This is a genomic window from Pseudomonas sp. TE3728, assembly GCF_056279145.1.
This window is the reverse complement of the sequence record NZ_JBWBQT010000001.1, coordinates 6,284,372-6,303,355: the sequence shown is the minus strand read 5'-3', so window position 1 is coordinate 6,303,355 and position 18,984 is coordinate 6,284,372. Positions and strand designations below refer to the sequence as shown.

Genomic DNA, 18,984 nt, shown 5'->3' with positions numbered 1-18,984 from the left:
GAAGTATTCGAAGAATCCGACGGGCGGGATCAATGAAGAACCCGTGGCCCCTCTTCCTTATCAAATTCGCCTTCAACCAGGCGTCCTGCCATCTGAACACCGACGCTCAACATCGCCTTGGCGACTTCCACATGCTGGCCTTGCAGGAAAACCTTGGCATCCTCGGAGAAATCCAAAGTAACCAGAGAACCCTCGTCCTCGGCCCTGCGCAGCTCGATTCGGCCGTCTGGTAACTCGACAATTTCTAGAAAGGACGTTGGCATAAAGGTCTGTTCTCCACGAAAGGCGGGGATTATATAGGCATCAGCCAAGCTTCGCTCGGGATCTTGACCAAATGCCATCACGAAGAGAAATTTCTGACATCACTCTTCCTTGAGCAGACTCATCCCTAAACACTCAATCTTTCAGCACTCGTTCAACCCTTCGCGAAACCGAATCGCCAGGCCTTTAAGGTTCTGACGCCAGCTCTCCAGCTCTTCCCGACTCAACTCCTCAGGTGCCTCTTCTTCATCCAGATTAACAGCCTGGATTAGCGGCTGCGTCACATCACCCTTGGGCTTATGCGGCGCGCGAGGCGGCTGGAACAGTGCGGCATGAGCCGACAGCAGTTTGGCCAGCCAGGTTTCAGGGTTTTGGGCCAGTTCGACCATCTCGGCCATTTCCGGAATAGCGATGGTTTCGAGCACTTCGCGGGTCAGCAGCATCTCTGCCCGCGGCGCATTGGCCTGAGGCAGGCGATAGAAACCGGCGATTTCATGGCACAGTCCCAACAGCGCACCGTACAGGTGAAACAACGCCGATTCGCGCCCGGCCTGAATCTGCGCAAGGGAATTCATCGCCCGCCCCTCTTCGGCTTTGGCCAGCGCTTCGAGCGATAAGCCGGCGAAATAAATCTTCTGGTTGGTACGGGTATAGAGTTCGTGGGCCATGACGGCAGCCTCCACAACGAAATAATTGCTTCACGCAGGTCAGACAGTGTCGTGGATCACCTGAGCTTCCCGCAAGCCCAAAACAAAAGGCCGCATGAAAACCCGAGGGTTGTCATGCGGCCTTTTGTGTACAAGCCTTTAAGCTTTGGCTGATGGACGCTTGTCTTCAACCGTCCACTTGCCGCCGTCGTAATACGCCTTCCAGCCAGTCGGTTTACCGTCAACCTCAGTCTGCACATATTGCTCTTTGGTCTTGCGGCTGTAACGAATGACCGAAGGAAGGCCGTCCGGATCTTTCTTCGGCGCTTCGCAGAGGAAATGGTATTTCGGATCGATCTCATCCTTGTGCGGCACAATCTCCATGACCAATGGAGCACGGGTCTCGCGGTTTTTCGGGAACTGGCTGGCCGCCAGGAACAAGCCGGAAGCACCGTCGCGCAAGATATAGGTGTCGTTGACCTTTTCGCATTTGAGCTCAGGCATCTTCACCGGGTCCATCTTCGGCGGCGCCGCGTCACCGCTTTTCAGCAGCTTGCGAGTGTTCTTGCAGGTGGCGTTGGTGCAACCGAAGAACTTGCCGAAACGACCGGTCTTGAGCTGCATCTCGCTGCCGCACTTGTCGCACTCCAGGCTCGGACCTTCATAGCCTTTGATGCGATAGGTGCCCTCTTCGATTTCGTAGCCAGAGCAATCCGGGTTGTTACCGCAGATGTGCAGCTTGCGCTTCTCGTCGAGCAGGTAAGCGTCCATGGCCGTGCTGCAGATCGGGCAGCGATGCTTGCCACGCAGGACCAGCGATTCGGACTCACCCTCGTCGTCCGCGGCGATTTCATCGCCCGGCACCAGGTTGACGGTGGCCTTGCAGCGCTCTTTCGGCGGCAGGCTATAGCCCGAGCAACCGAGGAACACGCCCGTCGAAGCAGTACGGATCTGCATCGGACGACCGCACAACACGCACGGAATGTCAGTCATCACCGGCTGATTGGCGCGCATGCCGCCTTCGGCACTTTCGGCTACTTCGAGTTTCTTCTTGAAGTCGCCGTAGAACTCGTCGAGCACGTTTTTCCAGTCGCGTTCGCCCTGAGCCACGTCATCGAGGTTCTCTTCCATGCCGGCGGTGAAGCCGTAGTCCATGAGATTGGAGAAGCTCTCGGCCAGACGCTCGGTGACAATGTCGCCCATCTTTTCCGAATAGAAACGACGGTTGTGCAGCGCCACGTAGCCGCGGTCCTGGATGGTCGAAATGATCGCGGCATAGGTCGAAGGACGACCGATGCCGCGCTTTTCCATTTCTTTAACCAGGCTCGCTTCCGAGTAACGCGCCGGCGGCTTGGTGAAGTGCTGGGTCGGATCAAGCTTGATCAGCTTCATCGCGTCGCCCTGGGCCATGTCCGGCAGCACGTCGTCATCGCCAGGCTTGGCAATTTGCGGCATGACGCGGGTGTAACCGTCGAACTTCAGGATGCGGCCCTTGGCACGCAACTCGAAGTCGCCGGCACCAACGGTGACCGTGGTCGACAGGTATTGCGCCGGCAGCATCTGGCAAGCGAGGAACTGGCGCCAGATCAGCTCGTAGAGCCGTTCTGCATCACGCTCCATGCCCGACAGCTTGCTTGGCTCGGTATTGGCGTCGGACGGACGAATCGCTTCGTGAGCCTCTTGTGCGCCTTCCTTGCTGCTGTAGACGTTCGGGTTTTCCGGCAGGTATTTCTTGCCGAACTCGCCTTCAATATAGGTACGTGCCATCGTCACGGCATCGGCCGAGAGGTTGGTGGAGTCGGTACGCATATAGGTGATGTAGCCGGCTTCGTACAAACGCTGGGCCATCATCATGGTTTTCTTCACACCGAAGCCCAGGCGGTTACTCGCGGCCTGTTGCAGGGTGGAGGTGATGAACGGCGCCGACGGCTTGCTGCTGGTCGGTTTGTCTTCACGCTTGACGATGCTGTAGCTGGAAGCCTTGAGCTTTTCCAGCGCGGCCATGGCCTGGGTTTCGTTGAGCGGCTTGAAGGCTTCGCCTTTCTCGCGGGCCACGTCGAAGCGCACGGTCGCGCCCTTGGCAGTGCCGAGGTCGGCATGAACTTCCCAGTACTCTTCCGGGTTGAACGCGCGGATTTCACGCTCACGCTCGACCACCAGCTTCACGGCAACCGATTGCACGCGACCGGCGGACAGGCCACGAGCGACCTTGGCCCACAGCAGCGGCGAAACCATGTAACCCACCACGCGGTCGAGGAAACGACGCGCTTGCTGGGCGTTTACTCGATCGATGTCCAGCTCGCCCGGTTTGGAGAAGGCTTCCTGGATCGCTTTCTTGGTGATTTCGTTGAACACCACGCGCTTGTAGCGGCTGTCGTCACCACCGATGGCTTCGCGCAGGTGCCAGGCAATGGCTTCCCCCTCGCGATCCAAGTCGGTTGCGAGATAGATGGTGTCAGCATCTTTGGCGAGCCGGCGCAGCTCTTCGATGACTTTTTCCTTGCCCGGGAGGATCTCGTACTTGGCTTTCCAGCCATGATCGGGATCGACACCCATGCGCGAGACCAGCTGCTTGCGCGCTTTCTCTTTCGGCGTGAGCACCGGACCTTCACCTGCGGCGGCCTTGCCGCGCTTGGCGGCAGGCTCTTTGCTGGCGCTAGCCGAACCACTGGTGGGCAGGTCTCGGATATGGCCGATACTCGACTTCACCACGTATTGGTTACCCAGATACTTGTTGATGGTCTTGGCCTTAGCCGGGGATTCCACAATGACCAGCGATTTGCCCATGGATCAGAAAATTCCTGAATTCTAGAAGTGAAAGGCGGTTGGCGCCTGACGCGGCACCGCTATATATAGTGGCTACAAGGTGAGGTCAAGCGCAGGGTTCTGCGCGCACTCCCCTTATGGCTGTGGAAAAACGCTCGGTTCGGCTTGCACCAAAGCAAAGCGTGGCACCTGTTCGCCGTCAACCTCGACCGACTCCAGGAACATGCTCAAGGGACGCACCCAAAAGCCGTAATCGCCATACAGGGCTTGGTAGAAGACCACTTCCTCTTCGGTTTCCGAATGCCGCGCAACAGCGAATACGCGGTACTGCGGACCTTTGTAATGTTCGTAGAGCCCAGGTTGTATCGGCATGTTTTGGCCCTCACTGAAATTTTTTCAAAATAAAAACAAAATAAATCCGGAAAAACAAAAACCGGGGCACTTGGCCCCGGCTTCCATCAGCGAAACGCTTAAACGCGTTCGAAGACGGTGGAGATGCCTTGGCCGAGACCAATGCACATGGTAGCCACCCCGAAGGTGCCGCCATTCTGCTTCATCACGTTCAGCAAAGTGCCGGAGATACGGGCACCAGAGCAACCGAACGGGTGACCCAGGGCGATCGCGCCGCCGTGCAGGTTAACCTTCTCGTTCATCTTGTCGAGCACTTTCAAATCTTTCAGCACTGGCAGCGCCTGCGCGGCGAAAGCTTCGTTGAGCTCGAAGAAGTCGATATCGTTGATACCAAGACCCGCGCGCTTCAGTGCTTTCTGCGTTGCCGGTACTGGACCATAGCCCATGATCGCCGGGTCCACACCTGCCACTGCCATCGAACGGATCACCGCCATTGGCTGGATACCCAGGTCTTGGGCACGCTGCGCCGACATCACGATCATGCACGAAGCACCGTCGGTGATCTGCGACGAAGTACCGGCTGTCACGGTGCCGCCCTTCGGGTTAAACGCCGGCTTCAGAGCCGCCAGGCTTTCCAGGGTGGTTTCCGGACGAATGGTTTCGTCGTAGTCGAACAGTTTCAGGAAACCGTTCTCGTCGTAGCCCTGCATCGGGATGATTTCGTCTTTGAACTTGCCTTCCAGAGTCGCCTTGTGGGCGAGCTGGTGGGAACGCACGCCAAAGGCGTCCTGTTGTTCGCGAGTAATGCCGTGCATTTTGCCGAGCATTTCCGCGGTCAGGCCCATCATGCCCGAGGCTTTCGCCGCATACAGAGACATGTGCGGGTTAGGATCGACACCGTGCATCATGCTCACGTGGCCCATATGCTCGACGCCACCAACCACGAACACGTCACCGTTACCGGTCATGATCGCTTGCGCAGCGGTGTGCAGAGCACTCATCGACGAGCCACACAGACGGCTGACGGTCTGGCCGGCCGCGGTGTGAGGGATCTGCGTCATCAGGGACGCCATGCGGGCGATGTTCCAGCCCTGTTCCAGGGTCTGGTTCACACAGCCCCAGATCACGTCTTCAACTTCGCTCGGGTCGACCTTGACGTTGCGCTCCAGCAATTTGCTGATCAGGTGCGCCGACATGTCTTCGGCGCGGGTGTTGCGGTGCATGCCGCCCTTGGAGCGGCCCATCGGCGTACGACCGAAGTCGACAATCACGACGTCTCTAGGATTCAAGCTCATATACTTTCACTCTCGCTCTAGTGTGGGCGCTTAACCGAAGAAGCTCTGACCGTTTTTGGCCATTTCACGCAGCTTCGCGGTCGGGTGGTACAGCGCGCCCAAATCAGCGTACTGGTCAGCCAGGGCAACGAACTCTGCAACACCGATCGAGTCGATGTAGCGCAGCGCCCCGCCACGGAATGGAGGGAAACCAATGCCGTAGACCAGACCCATGTCGGCTTCGGCGGCGGTTTCGACGATGCCATCTTCCAGGCAACGCACGGTTTCCAGGCACAGCGGGATCATCATCCAGTTGATGATGTCTTCGTCAGTGACTTCGCGCTGTTCAAACACGATTGGCTTGAGCACTTCCAGTACCGAAGGATCGGCGACTTTCTTCTGCTTGCCGCGCTTGTCGGTCTCATAGGCGTAGAAGCCCTTGCCATTCTTCTGGCCCAGGCGCTTGGCTTCGTAGAGCACGTCGACGGCCGAACGGCGGTCGTCTTTCATGCGATCCGGGAAGCCTTCAGCCATGACGTCACGACCGTGGTGACCGGTGTCGATACCGACCACGTCCATCAGGTAGGCCGGGCCCATCGGCCAGCCGAATTTTTCCATGACCTTGTCGATGCGCACGAAATCCACGCCGGCGCTGACCAGTTTGGCGAAACCGCCAAAATACGGGAACAGCACGCGGTTGACCAGGAAGCCCGGGCAGTCATTGACGACGATCGGGTTCTTGCCCATTTTCTTGGCGTAGGCAACGGTGGTGGCAACGGCCACTTCGCTGGACTTCTCGCCACGGATCACTTCAACCAGCGGCATCATGTGTACCGGGTTGAAGAAGTGCATGCCGACGAAGTTTTCCGGACGCTTGAGGGCTTTGGCCAGCAAGGTGATGGAAATGGTCGAAGTGTTGGACGCGAGGATGGTGTCCTCTTTGACCTTGTCTTCAACTTCGGCCAGAACGGCTTGCTTGACCTTCGGGTTCTCGACAACGGCTTCGACAACCAGGTCGACGTGACCGAAATCGCCGTAGGACAGGGTCGGACGAATGCCATTGAGCACTTCGGCCATTTTCGCCGGCGTCATGCGACCTTTATCAACGCGGCCCACCAGCAGCTTGGCGGCTTCGGCCAGACCTTGCTCGATGCCGTGCTCGTTGATGTCTTTCATCAGGATCGGCGTACCTTTGGAGGCCGACTGATAAGCGATACCGCCACCCATGATGCCGGCGCCCAATACGGCGGCCTGCTTCACGTCTTTGGCGATTTCGTCGTAGGCCTTGGCCTTTTTCTTCAGTTCCTGATCGTTCAGGAACAGACCGATCAAGCTCTGCGCGGCAGAGGTCTTGGCCAGTTTGACGAAACCGGTGGCTTCGACTTCCAGCGCCTTGTCGCGACCGAAGTTCGCGGCTTTCTGGATGGTCTTGATCGCTTCGACCGGTGCCGGATAGTTCGGGCCTGCTTGACCGGCCACGAAACCTTTGGCGGTTTCGAACGACATCATTTGTTCGATGGCGTTGAGCTTGAGCTTTTCGAGCTTCGGCTGACGCTTGGCCTTGTAGTCAAATTCGCCAGAGATGGCGCCCTTGAGCAGGTTCAGAGCCGCTTCCTGCAATTTCTCCGGAGCGACCACGGCGTCGACAGCACCGACTTTCAACGCGTCTTCAGCGCGGTTTTCCTTACCGGCGGCAATCCACTCGATAGCGTTGTCGGCACCGATGATGCGCGGCAAACGCACAGTACCGCCGAAGCCTGGGTAGATGCCCAGCTTGACTTCCGGCAGACCGATTTTGGCGGTATTGGCCATGACGCGGAAATCTGCCGCCAGGCACATTTCCAGACCGCCACCCAGTGCGATGCCATTGATCGCGGCGACAGTCGGGACGTTGAGGTCTTCGAAATCGCTGAAAATCTTGTTGGCTTCGAGGTTGCCAGCAACAAGCTCTGCATCCGGCAGCTTGAAGTTGTCGACGAATTCGGTGATGTCGGCGCCGACGATGAACACGTCCTTGCCACTGCTGACGATCACACCCTTGATCGAAGCATCTGCCTTGATGGTGTCTACAGCCTGACGCAGTTCGTTCAGGGTAAGACGGTTGAACTTGTTGACGGACTCACCCTTGAGGTCGAATTTCAATTCGACGATGCCACTTTCAAGAGCCTTAACCGTGATGGCTTTACCTTCGTAAATCATCAACTGATCTCCACGATATGGAAGCTGAACAGTACACGTCGGACGCAGGCGATTGGCTCGGCAAGGACGTTTATCGTCGATGCTACGCCAATTCACCCGGCACACCCGCCAACGCGATAGTCGGGATTCTGTAGGAGCGCTCTGTAATACAAACGCTCAATTCATACGCCCGTTTGATTTGGGTATGTCACCTTCACGGAATTTCCGGCAATTGTCAATCGCCCAAAATACTGGTTAAAACGCGACTTTCCGGTCACTTCCGTACCACGAAGCCCTGCAACACGCTCATGCATGTGAGGCCATTCATAGAATCAATAGTTAGAAAAGTCGCCCTAATTACCGGCAGCCTGTGTTTAACAAGCTACGCTGGCGGGCCCCTGAAGAAAAAATTTGAACGCTTTGACGAATGCCCAGCGTAAGATCAGCGCACAAAGAATTACCGGCCTGCCTGGCCAACCTCAGCCCGATGATGATGTCGGGCTTTTTATTGCCTGCCTGTCGGGCGCTGGCGCTGGCTTTTGTAGGAGTTGCCGCAGGCTGCAATCCTTGATCTCGCCTTTGAAAAAGATCAAAAGATCGCAGCCTGCGGGGGTCGGGTTTCAAGCGAGTGCTTTGAGCGTGGCATCGATCTGTTGCAGAACCTCGGCCTCGCCCTTCTCGCCCCAATACAGGGCAATCATTTGCTTGTCTGCCTCGACCTTGTAGACGTTGGCAGGCAATTTTTCGAAATGATTCAGCAGCATCCCATCCTCACAGACCTCCTGCCACTGATTGACCCACACGCCCGGCGCCTTCTGCCAGTAACTCCAGCACGCCGGTCGCGTGCCACGGCGCGGCCGATGGTACTGGGCGCAAGGGCTCGGTGGCTCCTCGTTCAGCCAGTGCGGCCACTCCTGGGGCGCTAGCTGCATGGCCAGGCCAATGCGTCGCGCCTCCATGCGCAGGGCCATGCGCCCGCTCTGAGCATGAGAGGGTCGCAACCAGGCCAGCGGACTCAAGACCACCAGCAGGATTGACACCACTATCCAGACCGTCATATGTGTACTCCCGATTCTTGATGAGCCCATTGAGTCACTTTGAAACCAATGCGCTTGAAACCAGCCATACTTACCAATATTGCAATCCTCAGGAGGAGCACCTCATGCCCTACCACCATATTCTGGTCGCTGTAGACCTAACGGAAGAGTGCGATCCTGTCATCCACCGAGCTCGCGAGCTCTCGGTGAGCAATGGCGCAAAGCTGTCCCTGGTGCATATTGTCGAACCGATGGCGATGGCCTTTGGCGGCGACGTGCCGATGGACCTTTCCCAGTTGCAACAGCAACAGTTCGATCAGGCCAAGGAGCGCCTTGAGCGATTGATCGTGAAATACCCGGAACTCTCCAAGGAATACAGTCACTTGACCTACGGCCAGCCGCGCCAGGAGATTCACCACCTCGCCAAGGAGCAAACGTGCGACCTGATCGTGGTGGGCAGTCATGGCCGACATGGTCTGGCACTGTTGCTCGGCTCCACCGCCAATGACGTACTGCACGGCGCGCCTTGCGATGTGCTGGCGGTGCGCCTGATCAAAAGCTGATAACACAACCCCCCTGTAGGAGCTGCCGAAGGCTGCGATCTTTTGATTCTGGCTTTCTTGAAGATCAAAAGATCGCAGCCTTCCGCAGCTCCTACGAAAAGCCCGGCATTCACGTGAGTGAAGCCGGGCTTTTTTATCGCCGGATCAATCAGGCATCCAGCTCGGCCCAGCGCTCGACCATCACGTCGAGTTCAGCCTGCAACTGCTCCAGCTGAGCGATCACCGCAGCTGTCTCGGCAGCAGGGCGCTGATAGAAACCGGCATCCGCCATCTGCGCTTCAACCACCATGATCTGCTGCTCCATGGCTTCGATCTGACTCGGCAACATTTCCAGCTCACGTTGCAACTTGTAGCTGAGCTTTTTCTTTACCACCGGCGCTTCTACTGCCGCAGCGACTGGCACTGGTTCAGCAGTGACGACAGCCGAGTTCAGGTCGGCCTTGCCGGATTTGCTCTCGGTCACGCCCAGCAGGCGCGGCGAGCCGCCCTGACGCAGCCAGTCCTGATAACCACCGACGTATTCGCGAACCTTGCCTTCGCCTTCGAAGACCAGGGTGCTGGTGACCACGTTGTCGAGGAATGCCCGGTCGTGACTGACCATCAGCACGGTGCCGTTGAAGGTCAGCAAAACCTCTTCCAGCAGTTCGAGGGTTTCCACGTCCAGATCGTTGGTCGGTTCGTCGAGTACCAGCAGGTTCGCCGGTTTGCTGAACAGTTTGGCCAGCAACAGACGGGCACGCTCACCACCGGACAGCGCCTTGACCGGCGTGCGGGCACGCTGTGGGCTGAACAGGAAGTCGCCGAGGTAGCTCAGCACATGGCGGCTCTGACCATCGATATCGATGAAATCGCGACCTTCGGCCACGTTGTCGATCACGGTCTTTTCCAGGTCCAACTGATGGCGCAACTGGTCGAAGTAGGCCACGTCGATGCGCGTCCCCTCTTCCACTTTGCCGCTGGTCGGTTGCAGACCGCTGAGCATCAGTTTGAGCAGCGTGGTCTTGCCGGTACCGTTGGCGCCAAGCAGACCGATACGATCGCCGCGCGTCAGGACCATCGAGAAATCCTTGATCAGGAACGGGCCACCCGGGTGAGCGAAGCTCACATTCTCGAGGACCATGACCTGCTTGCCGGACTTGTCGGCGGTATCCAGCTGAATATTGGCCTTGCCGGTGCGTTCACGACGCTCGCTGCGTTCGACGCGCAGGGCTTTCAATGCGCGAACACGGCCTTCGTTACGGGTGCGACGAGCCTTGATGCCCTGGCGGATCCAGACTTCTTCCTGGGCCAGCTTCTTGTCGAACAGCGCGTTGGCGGTTTCTTCAGCAGCCAGAGACGCCTCTTTATGCACAAGGAAACTGGCGTAGTCGCCGTTCCAGTCGATCAGGCCGCCACGATCCAGTTCCAGGATGCGGGTCGCAAGGTTCTGTAGGAATGAACGGTCGTGCGTGATGAACAGCACGGCGCCCTGGAAATCCTTCAGCGCTTCTTCGAGCCAGGCAATGGCACCGATGTCCAGGTGGTTGGTCGGTTCGTCGAGCAACAGCAGATCCGGTTCGGAAACCAGGGCCTGAGCCAGCAAGACACGGCGACGCCAGCCGCCGGACAATTCGGCGAGGGTCTTGTCGGCCGGCAGTTGCAAACGGCTCAAGGTGCTGTCTACCAATTGCTGCAAACGCCAGCCGTCGCGGGCTTCGAGGTCATGCTGGACGTGCATCAGTTTGTCCAGGTCGGCGTCGGTGACGATGTTCTGGCTCAGGTGGTGATACTGGGCGAGCAGCTCGCCGACACCGTCCAGGCCTTCGGCAACCACGTCGAACACGGTCCGCTCGTCGGCTACCGGCAATTCTTGGGGCAATTCGCCAATCTTTAGGCCAGGTGCGCGCCAAACAGAGCCGTCATCAGGCTTCTGGTCGCCCTTGACGAGCTTCATCATGCTGGACTTGCCAGTGCCGTTGCGGCCGATGATGCACACCCGCTCACCACGGGCGATCTGCCAGGACACCTTGTCCAACAACGGCATAGCGCCGAAAGCAAGGGACACATCGCTGAATTTGAGCAGGGTCATGAGCTTCTCCAAAAACCGGGCGCGCATTCTACCTGACTTGAGGCTGCAGAAGGCCGGCAATTTCAATGTCGAAGCACTCTGCACAACAATTGTTGCGAACTTGTGCCGACAGCTCGGCAAAGCTTTCGCCCCTTGCTGGCAAAAGGCTAAGCTACAGACAATTCAGTGCCGCGCTTGCCGGCACTTGTCATGATTTTCTCTGCCCGGACGTCTCATGCGCAGTCGCCTTTTCAGTCTTTTTTCGTGTTTGCTTCTTACAGCCGCTGTCGCTCAATCCGCCCAGGCGGTGGACTTGTCCACCCAACGCCAGTACTACGATGAAGCCAAGCGCGCCTTGGCCAAAGGCGATTCCGGCCCTTACTTCCGTTACCGCCAGGCCCTGCGCGATTATCCGCTGGAGCCCTATCTGGCTTATGACGAACTGACCGCGCGCCTGAAAACCGCGAGCAACGCCGAAATCGAGAAATTCCTCGCCGAACACGGTGACCTGCCACAAGCCAACTGGATGAAGTTGCGCTGGTTGCGCTGGCTGGCCGAGCGCGGCGACTGGGCAACCTTCGTCAAATATTATGACCCCAAACTCAATTTCACCGAACTGGACTGCCTGAACGCGCAGTATCAGATCAGCCATAACCGCAAGGCCGAAGGCTACGCCAACGCCGATAAACTCTGGCTGACCGGCAAAACCCAGCCCGACGCCTGTGACGGTTTGTTCGGCATGTGGGCCGCCGAGGGTCAACTGACCGAGCAGAAACGCTGGGAGCGCACCAAACTCGCCGCCCAGGCACGCAACTATGCGCTGGCCAACAGCCTGATCAATGGTCTGAGCACCCTCGCCCCGCGCGGTCGCCTGCTGGTGGATGTGGCGCAGAAACCCGAGCTGCTCAATCAGCCGTCGCGCTTCATCCCGGCCGATGAACCGATGTCCGACATCGTCAGCCTCGGCCTGCGCCGTCTGGCTCGTCAGGATCCGGACAAGGCCATGGCCCTGCTCGACGGTTACGCCAACAGCATGCACTTCTCCCGCGACGAAAAAGTCGCGATTGCCCGGGAAATCGGGCTGACCCTTGCTCGTCGTTTCGACAGCCGCGCGCTGGACGTGATGACCAAATACGACCCGGAGCTGCGGGACAACACCGTTTCTGAATGGCGCCTGCGCCTGCTATTGCGCCTGGCCCGTTGGGATGATGCCTATCAATTGACCCGCCGCCTGCCTCAGGATCTGGCCACCACCAACCGCTGGCGTTACTGGCAGGCTCGTAGTCTTGAACTGGCCCAGCCACAGAATCCGGAAGCACAAACGCTTTACAAGAACCTGGCTCACGAGCGCGACTTCTATGGTTTCCTGGCGGCCGACCGCTCGCAATCCCCCTATTCGCTGAACAACAAACCGCTGGTGCTCAGTCAGGCGCTGATCAACAAAGTGCGCAATACCCCCGGCATACGACGCGCCCTGGAATTCCATGCCCGCGGGCAGATCGTCGACGGTCGTCGCGAGTGGTACCACGTCAGCCGGCATTTCAGCCGTGACGAAATGGTCGCCCAGGCGAAACTGGCTTACGACCTGAAATGGTATTTCCCGGCGATCCGCACCATCAGTCAGGCGAAGTACTGGGACGACCTCGATATCCGCTTCCCGATGGCCCACCGCGAAACCCTGGTCCGTGAAGCCAAGGTCCGTGGCCTGCACTCCAGCTGGGTATTCGCCATCACCCGCCAGGAAAGCGCCTTCATGGCCGATGCGCGCTCCGGCGTCGGCGCCAGCGGCCTGATGCAACTGATGCCCGGCACCGCCAAGGAAACCGCGCGCAAGTTCAGCATTCCCCTCGCATCGCCGCAGCAAGTGTTCGATCCGGACAAGAACATTCAGCTCGGTGCCGCTTACCTGAGCCAGGTCCACAGCCAGTTCAACGGCAACCGCGTCCTCGCCTCCGCCGCCTACAACGCCGGCCCCGGCCGCGTACGTCAATGGCTGCGTGGCGCCGATCACCTGAGCTTCGATGTGTGGGTGGAAAGCATTCCGTTCGACGAAACCCGCCAATATGTGCAAAACGTGCTGTCGTACTCGGTGATCTACGGCCAGAAGCTCAACTCACCACAACCGTTGGTGGATTGGCATGAACGGTATTTCGACGATCAATAAGCGGTAATGCCGGGTATGCCGGATATGTAGGAGCTGTCGAGTGAAACGAGGCTGCGATCTTTTGATCTTGATCTTTAGCTGTGCTGAAAAAGATCAAAAGATCGCAGCCTCGTTTCACTCGACAGCTCCTACACAGCTCCTACATAGCTTCTACATAGCTTCTACATAGCTCCTACAGGTGAAGATCGGTTTCAACCTTGCCGTCATTGAACTGCAACGCCGCCAGCCGTGCATACAGCGCATTACTCGCAATCAACTCTTGATGCGTTCCCACCGCCACCACTTTTCCTTGATCCATCACCGCGATCCTGTCAGCGTTTTTCACCGTGGCAAGTCGGTGGGCAATGACCAGCGTGGTGCGATTTTTCATCAGGCTGGGCAGGGCTTGCTGGATCAGGTGTTCGCTCTGGGCGTCGAGGGCGCTGGTGGCTTCGTCCAGCAGCAGGATCGGCGCGTCCACCAGCAGCGCCCGGGCGATGGCCAGGCGCTGGCGTTGCCCGCCGGATAAACCGAGACCCGCGTCGCCGAGGTGAGTCTGGTAGCCGTTGGGCATTTGCTCGATGAAGTCGTGGGCGTAGGCGATTTTCGCGGCTTCCTGGACCTGGGCCAACGTTGCCGTCGGGCGGCCGTAGCGAATGTTCTCTTCGATGCTGCCGAAGAACAGCGCCGGGGATTGCGAGACAAGGGCGAAGCAGCGACGCAGGTCCAGAGGGTCGAGTTGGGTCAGCGGCACGCCGTCCAGCAGGATGTGTCCTTCGATGGGGTCGTAAAAGCGCAGTAGCAGGTCATACACGGTCGACTTGCCGGCACCGGACGGGCCGACCAATGCAAGGGTTTCGCCGGCGTTGATCATCAGATTAAGGCCATCGACGGCATAGCTTTGCGGACGCGACGGGTAGGAAAAGCGCACATCTTGCAGCACCAGATTGCCCTTCACCCGCTCGGGCAACGTCACCAGCCCCTGGGTCGGTGGCTGGATGATGTTTTCCGAACGCAATAACTCGGCAATCCGCTCCGCCGCCCCCGCTGCTCGCTGCAGTTCGCCGATCACTTCACTCAACGTGCCAAAGGCACCGCCGACGATCAGGCTGTAAAAGACGAACGCTGCCAGCTCACCCGCGGAAATCCGCCCGGCGATGACATCCATGCCGCCGACCCAGAGCATCACCCCGACCGCGCCCAACACCAACAGGATCACCAGGGTAATCAGCCAGGCGCGCTGGAAAATGCGCTTGCGGGCAGTGTTGAAAGCCTCTTCCACCGTCGTGGCAAAACGCTGCTCGTCCTGAACCTGATGGTTGTAGGCCTGCACGGTTTTGATCTGGCTCAGGGTTTCGGAGACATAGCTGCCGATATCGGCAATCCGGTCCTGGCTCAGACGCGACAGCGTGCGCACCCGGCGACCAAAAATCAGGATCGGCGCGACCACCAGCGGCAACGCGACCACCACGATGCTGGTGAGTTTGGGGTTGGTGATAAACAGCAAGACAATCCCGCCGATCACCATCAGCCCGTTACGCAGGAACAGCGACAGCGAAGAGCCGATCACCGATTGCAGCAGCGTGGTGTCGGCGGTCAGCCGCGACTGGATCTCGGAGCTGCGGTTGTCTTCATAGAACCCCGGATGCAGGTAGACCAGATGATTGAATACCCGTCGGCGGATGTCGGCGACAACGCGTTCGCCGATCCACGACACCAGGTAAAACCGTACAAAGGTGCCAATCGCCAGACCGACCACCAGCAACATGAATACGCCGATGGATCGGTTGAGCAAATGCGCCGACTGGGTCATGAAACCCTGATCCACCAGCAGGCGAATCCCCTGCCCCATGGACAAAGTGATGCCGGCAGTGACGATCAGCGCCAGCAAAGCGCCCAAGGCCGGCCAACGATAAGGTGCGAGAAAACGGCTGGCCAATCGAATGGCGCGGCGGTGACGGGAAGAGAGCATGAAGATCATCCGAGGTGCAACCAATGGCTGTGACCCGATCAAGCCTACACCGACCGATGGGATTGAACGCTGTAAATCATAATGAGTCAGGTTAATTATGACCGCCAAGACTAGTGGCTAGAGATTATTGGTCTAAAGTCCGGGTGGAAAGGTCCGGGTATTTCTGATGGACTGAAGAGGCCGTCCTGAAAGATCGCAGGAAGTTGTCATAGCCCGGTCACTTGGCGGTTTTACAGTAAGCACACAACCTGATGAGGAGACAGGCCATGTCCTTGCAAAACAGCAGCGATGACAAGATTCCAGTGATCCGCACGCAGCCAGACCAGTCTTTGGGTTGCTCGATTATTGATAAGGATGGGCGCGAAGTACCGATCACTGAAAACATGATCCAGGACGCTTGCCGCGAACTGGAGAAGCGATTGGTCAAGCCTGCCGAACAAGAGTGATATAGCCACCGTCTTCTTGACCCGGCTCTTTTAGCCGGGTTTTTTATGAGTGCCTGTTTTGTGTGGCCCTTTCTTTTGGGAGCTGGCGAAGGCTGCGATCTTTTGATCCTGGTTTTTGATTGCCGAGGATCACAAGCAAGATCAAAAGATCGCAGCCTTCGGCAGCTTCTACAGGGATCCGGTCAGTACGTTAGACCGAGGTTGCGCCTAAGGCCGCCACGATCCGCTGCAACGCCGGCGAATCCCCCTCGATCCGCACCTTCAAGCCATCGATCTCACGCCGTAGCGGGTAATGCTTGCGCAGTGCATCGAACGCCGCACGCTGCTCGCTCACGCTGCCTACAAGGTTGCGACGGAAGTTCGCATCGTCACGGCGCGGGTCGTACACGCCACGGCACAACATCGCCAGCGCCCAGGCCGGATCGCTGTCGGCATTCAACGTCACTGCCGACAACCACGGTGCTGGCAGCAAATCGTTCAGGCTGACCTGTTCCGGCTGCCCAAGGAACTCGCAAAGCGCCTGATAGATCTGCGCCGTCCCGCGCTGTCTGCCGTCGAGGCTGTAACCGGCAATGTGTGGCGTCGCTAGCACACACAACTCGGCCAGTGCCACATCGACCTCAGGTTCCCCCTCCCAGACATCCAGCACCGCTTGCAGGTCTTCACGCTCCAACAGCACCTGGCGCAGGGCGGCGTTGTCGATGACCGGGCCACGACTGGCGTTGATCAGCCAGGCGCCGGGCTTGAGTTGGTTCAAACGGTTTTTATCGAACAGATGCCAGGTCGACTGAGGGCCTTGCTTGTCCAGCGGAGTGTGCAGACTGATGACGTCGCATTGCTCGATGATCTGCTCGAGGCTGACGTAATCACCCCCTTCGGCCGCTTGCCTTGGGGGATCGCAGACCAGCACGTTCCAACCCAGACCTTGCAAAACCTTGACCAGCCGCCCGCCCACTTCACCGGCGCCGACCACACCGTAGGTGCGTTGAGTCAGGTCGGCACCTTCGATTTCGGCCAGGGTCAGCAGGCTGCCCAGCACGTAATCGACCACACCCCGGGCATTGCAGCCTGGCGCGCTGGACCAGGTAACGCCGGCCTGTCGGAAGTAATCCAGATCCAGGTGATCGGTGCCGATGGTGCACGTGCCGACAAAGCGCACCTTGCTGCCTTCGAGCAATGCGCGGTTGACGTTGGTCACCGAGCGCACCAACAGCACATCGGCCTGTTCGACAGTGGCGCGGTCGATGGCACGTCCAGGTACCCGGCGGATTTCACCGAAACCTGCGAAGAAGGCATCGAGTAGCGGGATATTTTCGTCGGCAACAATCAGCATGGCAGGCTCCTTTGGCGGATCGGCAGTTTAGGCGCAGATGACACCAAACGACTAGCACCGATCCCCCGTAGGAGCTGCCGAAGGCTGCGATCTTTTGATCTTCTCTTTTAGCTAGAAAAATTTGGTTAGCTTTACTTAAAGACAAGATCAAAAGATCGCAGCCTTCGGCAGCTCCTACACAGTGTGCGCGGTATTGAGAGATTACAAATCCCTAACACAGGACTTTTCCTGACCACTGCGTCAAGGCGTAGAATGCGCCGCCTCGCGCATCAAAATCTTTTGGACGTTTCGCCTTGAATTCCGTGACTGACCGCCCCGCCGCTATTTCTCTCAACCGCCCGGCCCGGGTTCGCCTGGAGCTGAAAAACCTGCTTGGCCTGGCGTTGCCGATCATGATCGCGCAACTGGCGACCACCGCCATGGGCTTCGTCGATGCGGTAATGGCCGGTCGTGTCGGGCCTCGAGATCTGGCGGCCGTCGCGCTGGGCAACTCGATCTGGGTGCCGGTGTTTCTGCTGATGACCGGCACACTGCTGGCCACCACCCCGAAAGTCGCTCAGCGCTTCGGCGCCGGCACCCACAGCGAGATCGGCCCGATCGTGCGTCAGGCCTTGTGGCTGGCGCTGGTAGTGGGCTTGATGGCAACCGGCATGCTGTTCAGCGCCGAACCGATCCTGCACATCATGAAGGTCGATCCCGAGCTGATCGGCCCATGCATGCAGTATCTGCACGGCATCGCCAGCGGCCTGCCTGCCGTCGCGTTCTATCACGTGCTGCGCTGCTTCAGTGATGGCCTGGGGCGCACCCGCCCGGCCATGGTCCTTGGCCTGTGTGGGCTGGCGCTGAATATTCCACTCAATTACATCTTCATCTATGGCCACTTCGGTGTGCCGGCCATGGGCGGTGTCGGCTGCGGCTGGGCCACGGCGATCGTGATGTGGGTCATGGCGTTGGGCATGGCCGGCTGGGAGCGCTGGGCGCCGGCCTATCAGTCGAGTAAGTTGTTCAGCCGTTTCGACTGGCCACAGTGGTCGGTGATCAAGCGTCTGCTGGGCATCGGCCTGCCAATCGGAATCGCGGTGTTCGCCGAGTCGAGCATCTTCGCCGTGATCGCCCTGCTGATCGGCAGCCTCGGCGCCACCGTGGTCGCCGGGCACCAGATTGCGCTGAACTTCAGCTCGCTGGTGTTCATGATCCCCTACTCCCTGGGCATGGCCGTGACCGTGCGTGTGGGCCAGGCACTCGGCCGTGAGGAACCACGCGAAGCCCGCTTCGCCGCCGGTGTCGGCATGGCCACCGCCCTGGCTTATGCGTGCTTGTCGGCGAGCCTGATGCTATTGCTGCGTGAACCCATCGCTGCGATTTACACCGCCGACCCGACGGTGATTCAGGTGGCCGCGATGTTGATCGTGTATTCGGCGCTGTTCCAGTTTTCCGATGCGATCCAGGTGACGGCGGCGGGCGCACTGCGCGGCTATCAGGACACGCGGGTGACGATGATCCTCACACTGTTCGCGTATTGGGGGATTGGTTTGCCGGTGGGTTACGCCTTGGGCCTGACCGACTGGCTCGGCGCGCCGAGCGGCCCGAGCGGGCTGTGGCAGGGTTTGATCGTCGGCTTGAGTTGCGCAGCGCTGATGCTGTCGATCCGCCTGACGCGCAGTGCACGCAAGCGGATCCGCATCAGTCGTTCGGCGGGTTAAGCGAGTTTCTTGCGGATCCAGTAGAGGTAGGTGCCTGCCTCTTCGTGCTGCGCGACCAGTTCGTGGTCGAGAAACACGCAAAACTTGGGAATGTCGCGACGGGTCGACGGGTCGGTGGCGATCACCTTCAGCAGGCCGCCAGGCACCAGGTCACGGATGTGCTGGTGCAGCATCATCACCGGTTCCGGGCAATTGAGGCCGGTGGCGTCGAGGGTGCCGTCTACCGGCGTATCGATCATTTCACTCATGATTTACTCCTGAAA

Annotated in this window: 15 protein-coding genes; 4 read left to right on the top strand and 11 right to left on the bottom strand. The window is 58.8% G+C overall.

Translation table 11 applies throughout. The features are described from left to right. Positions 1–29: 29 nt before the first annotated feature. The 7 genes from ACZ89R_RS27890 to ACZ89R_RS27860 form a co-directional block, all read right to left on the bottom strand. Positions 30–263, bottom strand: a complete 234-nt coding sequence (locus ACZ89R_RS27890; RefSeq protein WP_007907774.1) for a hypothetical protein — start codon at positions 261–263, stop codon at positions 30–32. A gap of 141 nt (positions 264–404) precedes the next feature. Continuing rightward, complete coding sequence (locus tag ACZ89R_RS27885; RefSeq protein WP_429547470.1) at positions 405–929, bottom strand: DUF6586 family protein; 525 nt, start codon at positions 927–929, stop codon at positions 405–407. Between the two features lie 138 nt (positions 930–1,067). After that, complete coding sequence (topA, locus tag ACZ89R_RS27880) at positions 1,068–3,695, bottom strand: type I DNA topoisomerase (protein ID WP_123496489.1); 2,628 nt, start codon at positions 3,693–3,695, stop codon at positions 1,068–1,070. 114 nt (positions 3,696–3,809) lie between these two features. After that, complete coding sequence (locus ACZ89R_RS27875) at positions 3,810–4,046, bottom strand: DUF1653 domain-containing protein (protein WP_007907781.1); 237 nt, start codon at positions 4,044–4,046, stop codon at positions 3,810–3,812. Between the two features lie 98 nt (positions 4,047–4,144). Further along, positions 4,145–5,320, bottom strand: a complete 1,176-nt coding sequence (gene fadA / locus ACZ89R_RS27870; RefSeq protein WP_008007076.1) for an acetyl-CoA C-acyltransferase FadA — start codon at positions 5,318–5,320, stop codon at positions 4,145–4,147. A 30-nt stretch (positions 5,321–5,350) separates the two neighbouring features. Continuing rightward, positions 5,351–7,498, bottom strand: a complete 2,148-nt coding sequence (gene fadB, locus ACZ89R_RS27865) for a fatty acid oxidation complex subunit alpha FadB (protein WP_429547471.1) — start codon at positions 7,496–7,498, stop codon at positions 5,351–5,353. A 599-nt stretch (positions 7,499–8,097) separates the two neighbouring features. Then, a complete protein-coding gene (locus ACZ89R_RS27860; protein WP_429547472.1) occupies positions 8,098–8,535 on the bottom strand; it encodes a hypothetical protein in 438 nt (145 codons plus the stop codon). 104 nt (positions 8,536–8,639) lie between these two features. Here ACZ89R_RS27860 and ACZ89R_RS27855 point away from each other — a divergent pair, with 104 nt between their 5' ends. Beyond that, the gene (locus ACZ89R_RS27855; protein WP_030128421.1) at positions 8,640–9,077 is read left to right on the top strand and encodes a universal stress protein; all 438 of its coding nucleotides are present in this window, start codon (positions 8,640–8,642) and stop codon (positions 9,075–9,077) included. Between the two features lie 148 nt (positions 9,078–9,225). Here the strand turns inward: ACZ89R_RS27855 and ACZ89R_RS27850 are convergent, their stop codons facing one another. Beyond that, positions 9,226–11,145, bottom strand: coding sequence for an ATP-binding cassette domain-containing protein (locus ACZ89R_RS27850; protein WP_429547473.1), 1,920 nt, complete (start codon positions 11,143–11,145; stop codon positions 9,226–9,228). A gap of 214 nt (positions 11,146–11,359) precedes the next feature. Here ACZ89R_RS27850 and ACZ89R_RS27845 point away from each other — a divergent pair, with 214 nt between their 5' ends. Continuing rightward, complete coding sequence (locus ACZ89R_RS27845; protein ID WP_429547474.1) at positions 11,360–13,288, top strand: transglycosylase SLT domain-containing protein; 1,929 nt, start codon at positions 11,360–11,362, stop codon at positions 13,286–13,288. Between the two features lie 172 nt (positions 13,289–13,460). On the opposite strand, the gene ACZ89R_RS27840 is transcribed toward ACZ89R_RS27845, so the two are convergent. Further along, positions 13,461–15,248, bottom strand: coding sequence for an ABC transporter transmembrane domain-containing protein (locus ACZ89R_RS27840; RefSeq protein WP_429547475.1), 1,788 nt, complete (start codon positions 15,246–15,248; stop codon positions 13,461–13,463). A 257-nt stretch (positions 15,249–15,505) separates the two neighbouring features. Here ACZ89R_RS27840 and ACZ89R_RS27835 point away from each other — a divergent pair, with 257 nt between their 5' ends. Further along, positions 15,506–15,685, top strand: coding sequence for a PA1571 family protein (locus ACZ89R_RS27835; protein WP_095634240.1), 180 nt, complete (start codon positions 15,506–15,508; stop codon positions 15,683–15,685). A 190-nt stretch (positions 15,686–15,875) separates the two neighbouring features. Here the strand turns inward: ACZ89R_RS27835 and pdxB are convergent, their stop codons facing one another. After that, positions 15,876–17,018: a 4-phosphoerythronate dehydrogenase PdxB gene (gene pdxB, locus ACZ89R_RS27830; protein ID WP_429547476.1), complete on the bottom strand. Its 1,143-nt coding sequence runs from the start codon at positions 17,016–17,018 to the stop codon at positions 15,876–15,878. A gap of 293 nt (positions 17,019–17,311) precedes the next feature. Between pdxB and ACZ89R_RS27825 the strand changes: the two genes are divergently transcribed. Further along, positions 17,312–18,721, top strand: a complete 1,410-nt coding sequence (locus ACZ89R_RS27825; RefSeq protein ID WP_429547477.1) for an MATE family efflux transporter — start codon at positions 17,312–17,314, stop codon at positions 18,719–18,721. Here the strand turns inward: ACZ89R_RS27825 and tusA are convergent. Beyond that, positions 18,718–18,969, bottom strand: a complete 252-nt coding sequence (gene tusA / locus ACZ89R_RS27820; RefSeq protein WP_007907805.1) for a sulfurtransferase TusA — start codon at positions 18,967–18,969, stop codon at positions 18,718–18,720. The genes ACZ89R_RS27825 and tusA overlap by 4 nt on opposite strands. Positions 18,970–18,984 lie beyond the last annotated feature (15 nt).

Excerpts from the sequence above, each read along its gene's own strand:
- ACZ89R_RS27855 (WP_030128421.1), top strand. The coding sequence starts at position 8,640 with ATGCCCTACCACCATATTCTGGTCGCTGTAGACCTAACGGAAGAGTGC.
- ACZ89R_RS27835 (WP_095634240.1), top strand. The coding sequence starts at position 15,506 with ATGTCCTTGCAAAACAGCAGCGATGACAAGATTCCAGTGATCCGCACG.
- ACZ89R_RS27890 (WP_007907774.1), bottom strand. The coding sequence starts at position 263 with ATGCCAACGTCCTTTCTAGAAATTGTCGAGTTACCAGACGGCCGAATC.
- ACZ89R_RS27860 (WP_429547472.1), bottom strand. The coding sequence starts at position 8,535 with ATGACGGTCTGGATAGTGGTGTCAATCCTGCTGGTGGTCTTGAGTCCG.
- ACZ89R_RS27840 (WP_429547475.1), bottom strand. The coding sequence starts at position 15,248 with ATGATCTTCATGCTCTCTTCCCGTCACCGCCGCGCCATTCGATTGGCC.
- fadA (WP_008007076.1), bottom strand. The coding sequence starts at position 5,320 with ATGAGCTTGAATCCTAGAGACGTCGTGATTGTCGACTTCGGTCGTACG.
- ACZ89R_RS27885 (WP_429547470.1), bottom strand. The coding sequence starts at position 929 with ATGGCCCACGAACTCTATACCCGTACCAACCAGAAGATTTATTTCGCC.
- ACZ89R_RS27850 (WP_429547473.1), bottom strand. The coding sequence starts at position 11,145 with ATGACCCTGCTCAAATTCAGCGATGTGTCCCTTGCTTTCGGCGCTATG.
- tusA (WP_007907805.1), bottom strand. The coding sequence starts at position 18,969 with ATGAGTGAAATGATCGATACGCCGGTAGACGGCACCCTCGACGCCACC.
- ACZ89R_RS27875 (WP_007907781.1), bottom strand. The coding sequence starts at position 4,046 with ATGCCGATACAACCTGGGCTCTACGAACATTACAAAGGTCCGCAGTAC.
- pdxB (WP_429547476.1), bottom strand. The coding sequence starts at position 17,018 with ATGCTGATTGTTGCCGACGAAAATATCCCGCTACTCGATGCCTTCTTC.
- ACZ89R_RS27845 (WP_429547474.1), top strand. The coding sequence starts at position 11,360 with ATGCGCAGTCGCCTTTTCAGTCTTTTTTCGTGTTTGCTTCTTACAGCC.
- topA (WP_123496489.1), bottom strand. The coding sequence starts at position 3,695 with ATGGGCAAATCGCTGGTCATTGTGGAATCCCCGGCTAAGGCCAAGACC.
- fadB (WP_429547471.1), bottom strand. The coding sequence starts at position 7,498 with ATGATTTACGAAGGTAAAGCCATCACGGTTAAGGCTCTTGAAAGTGGC.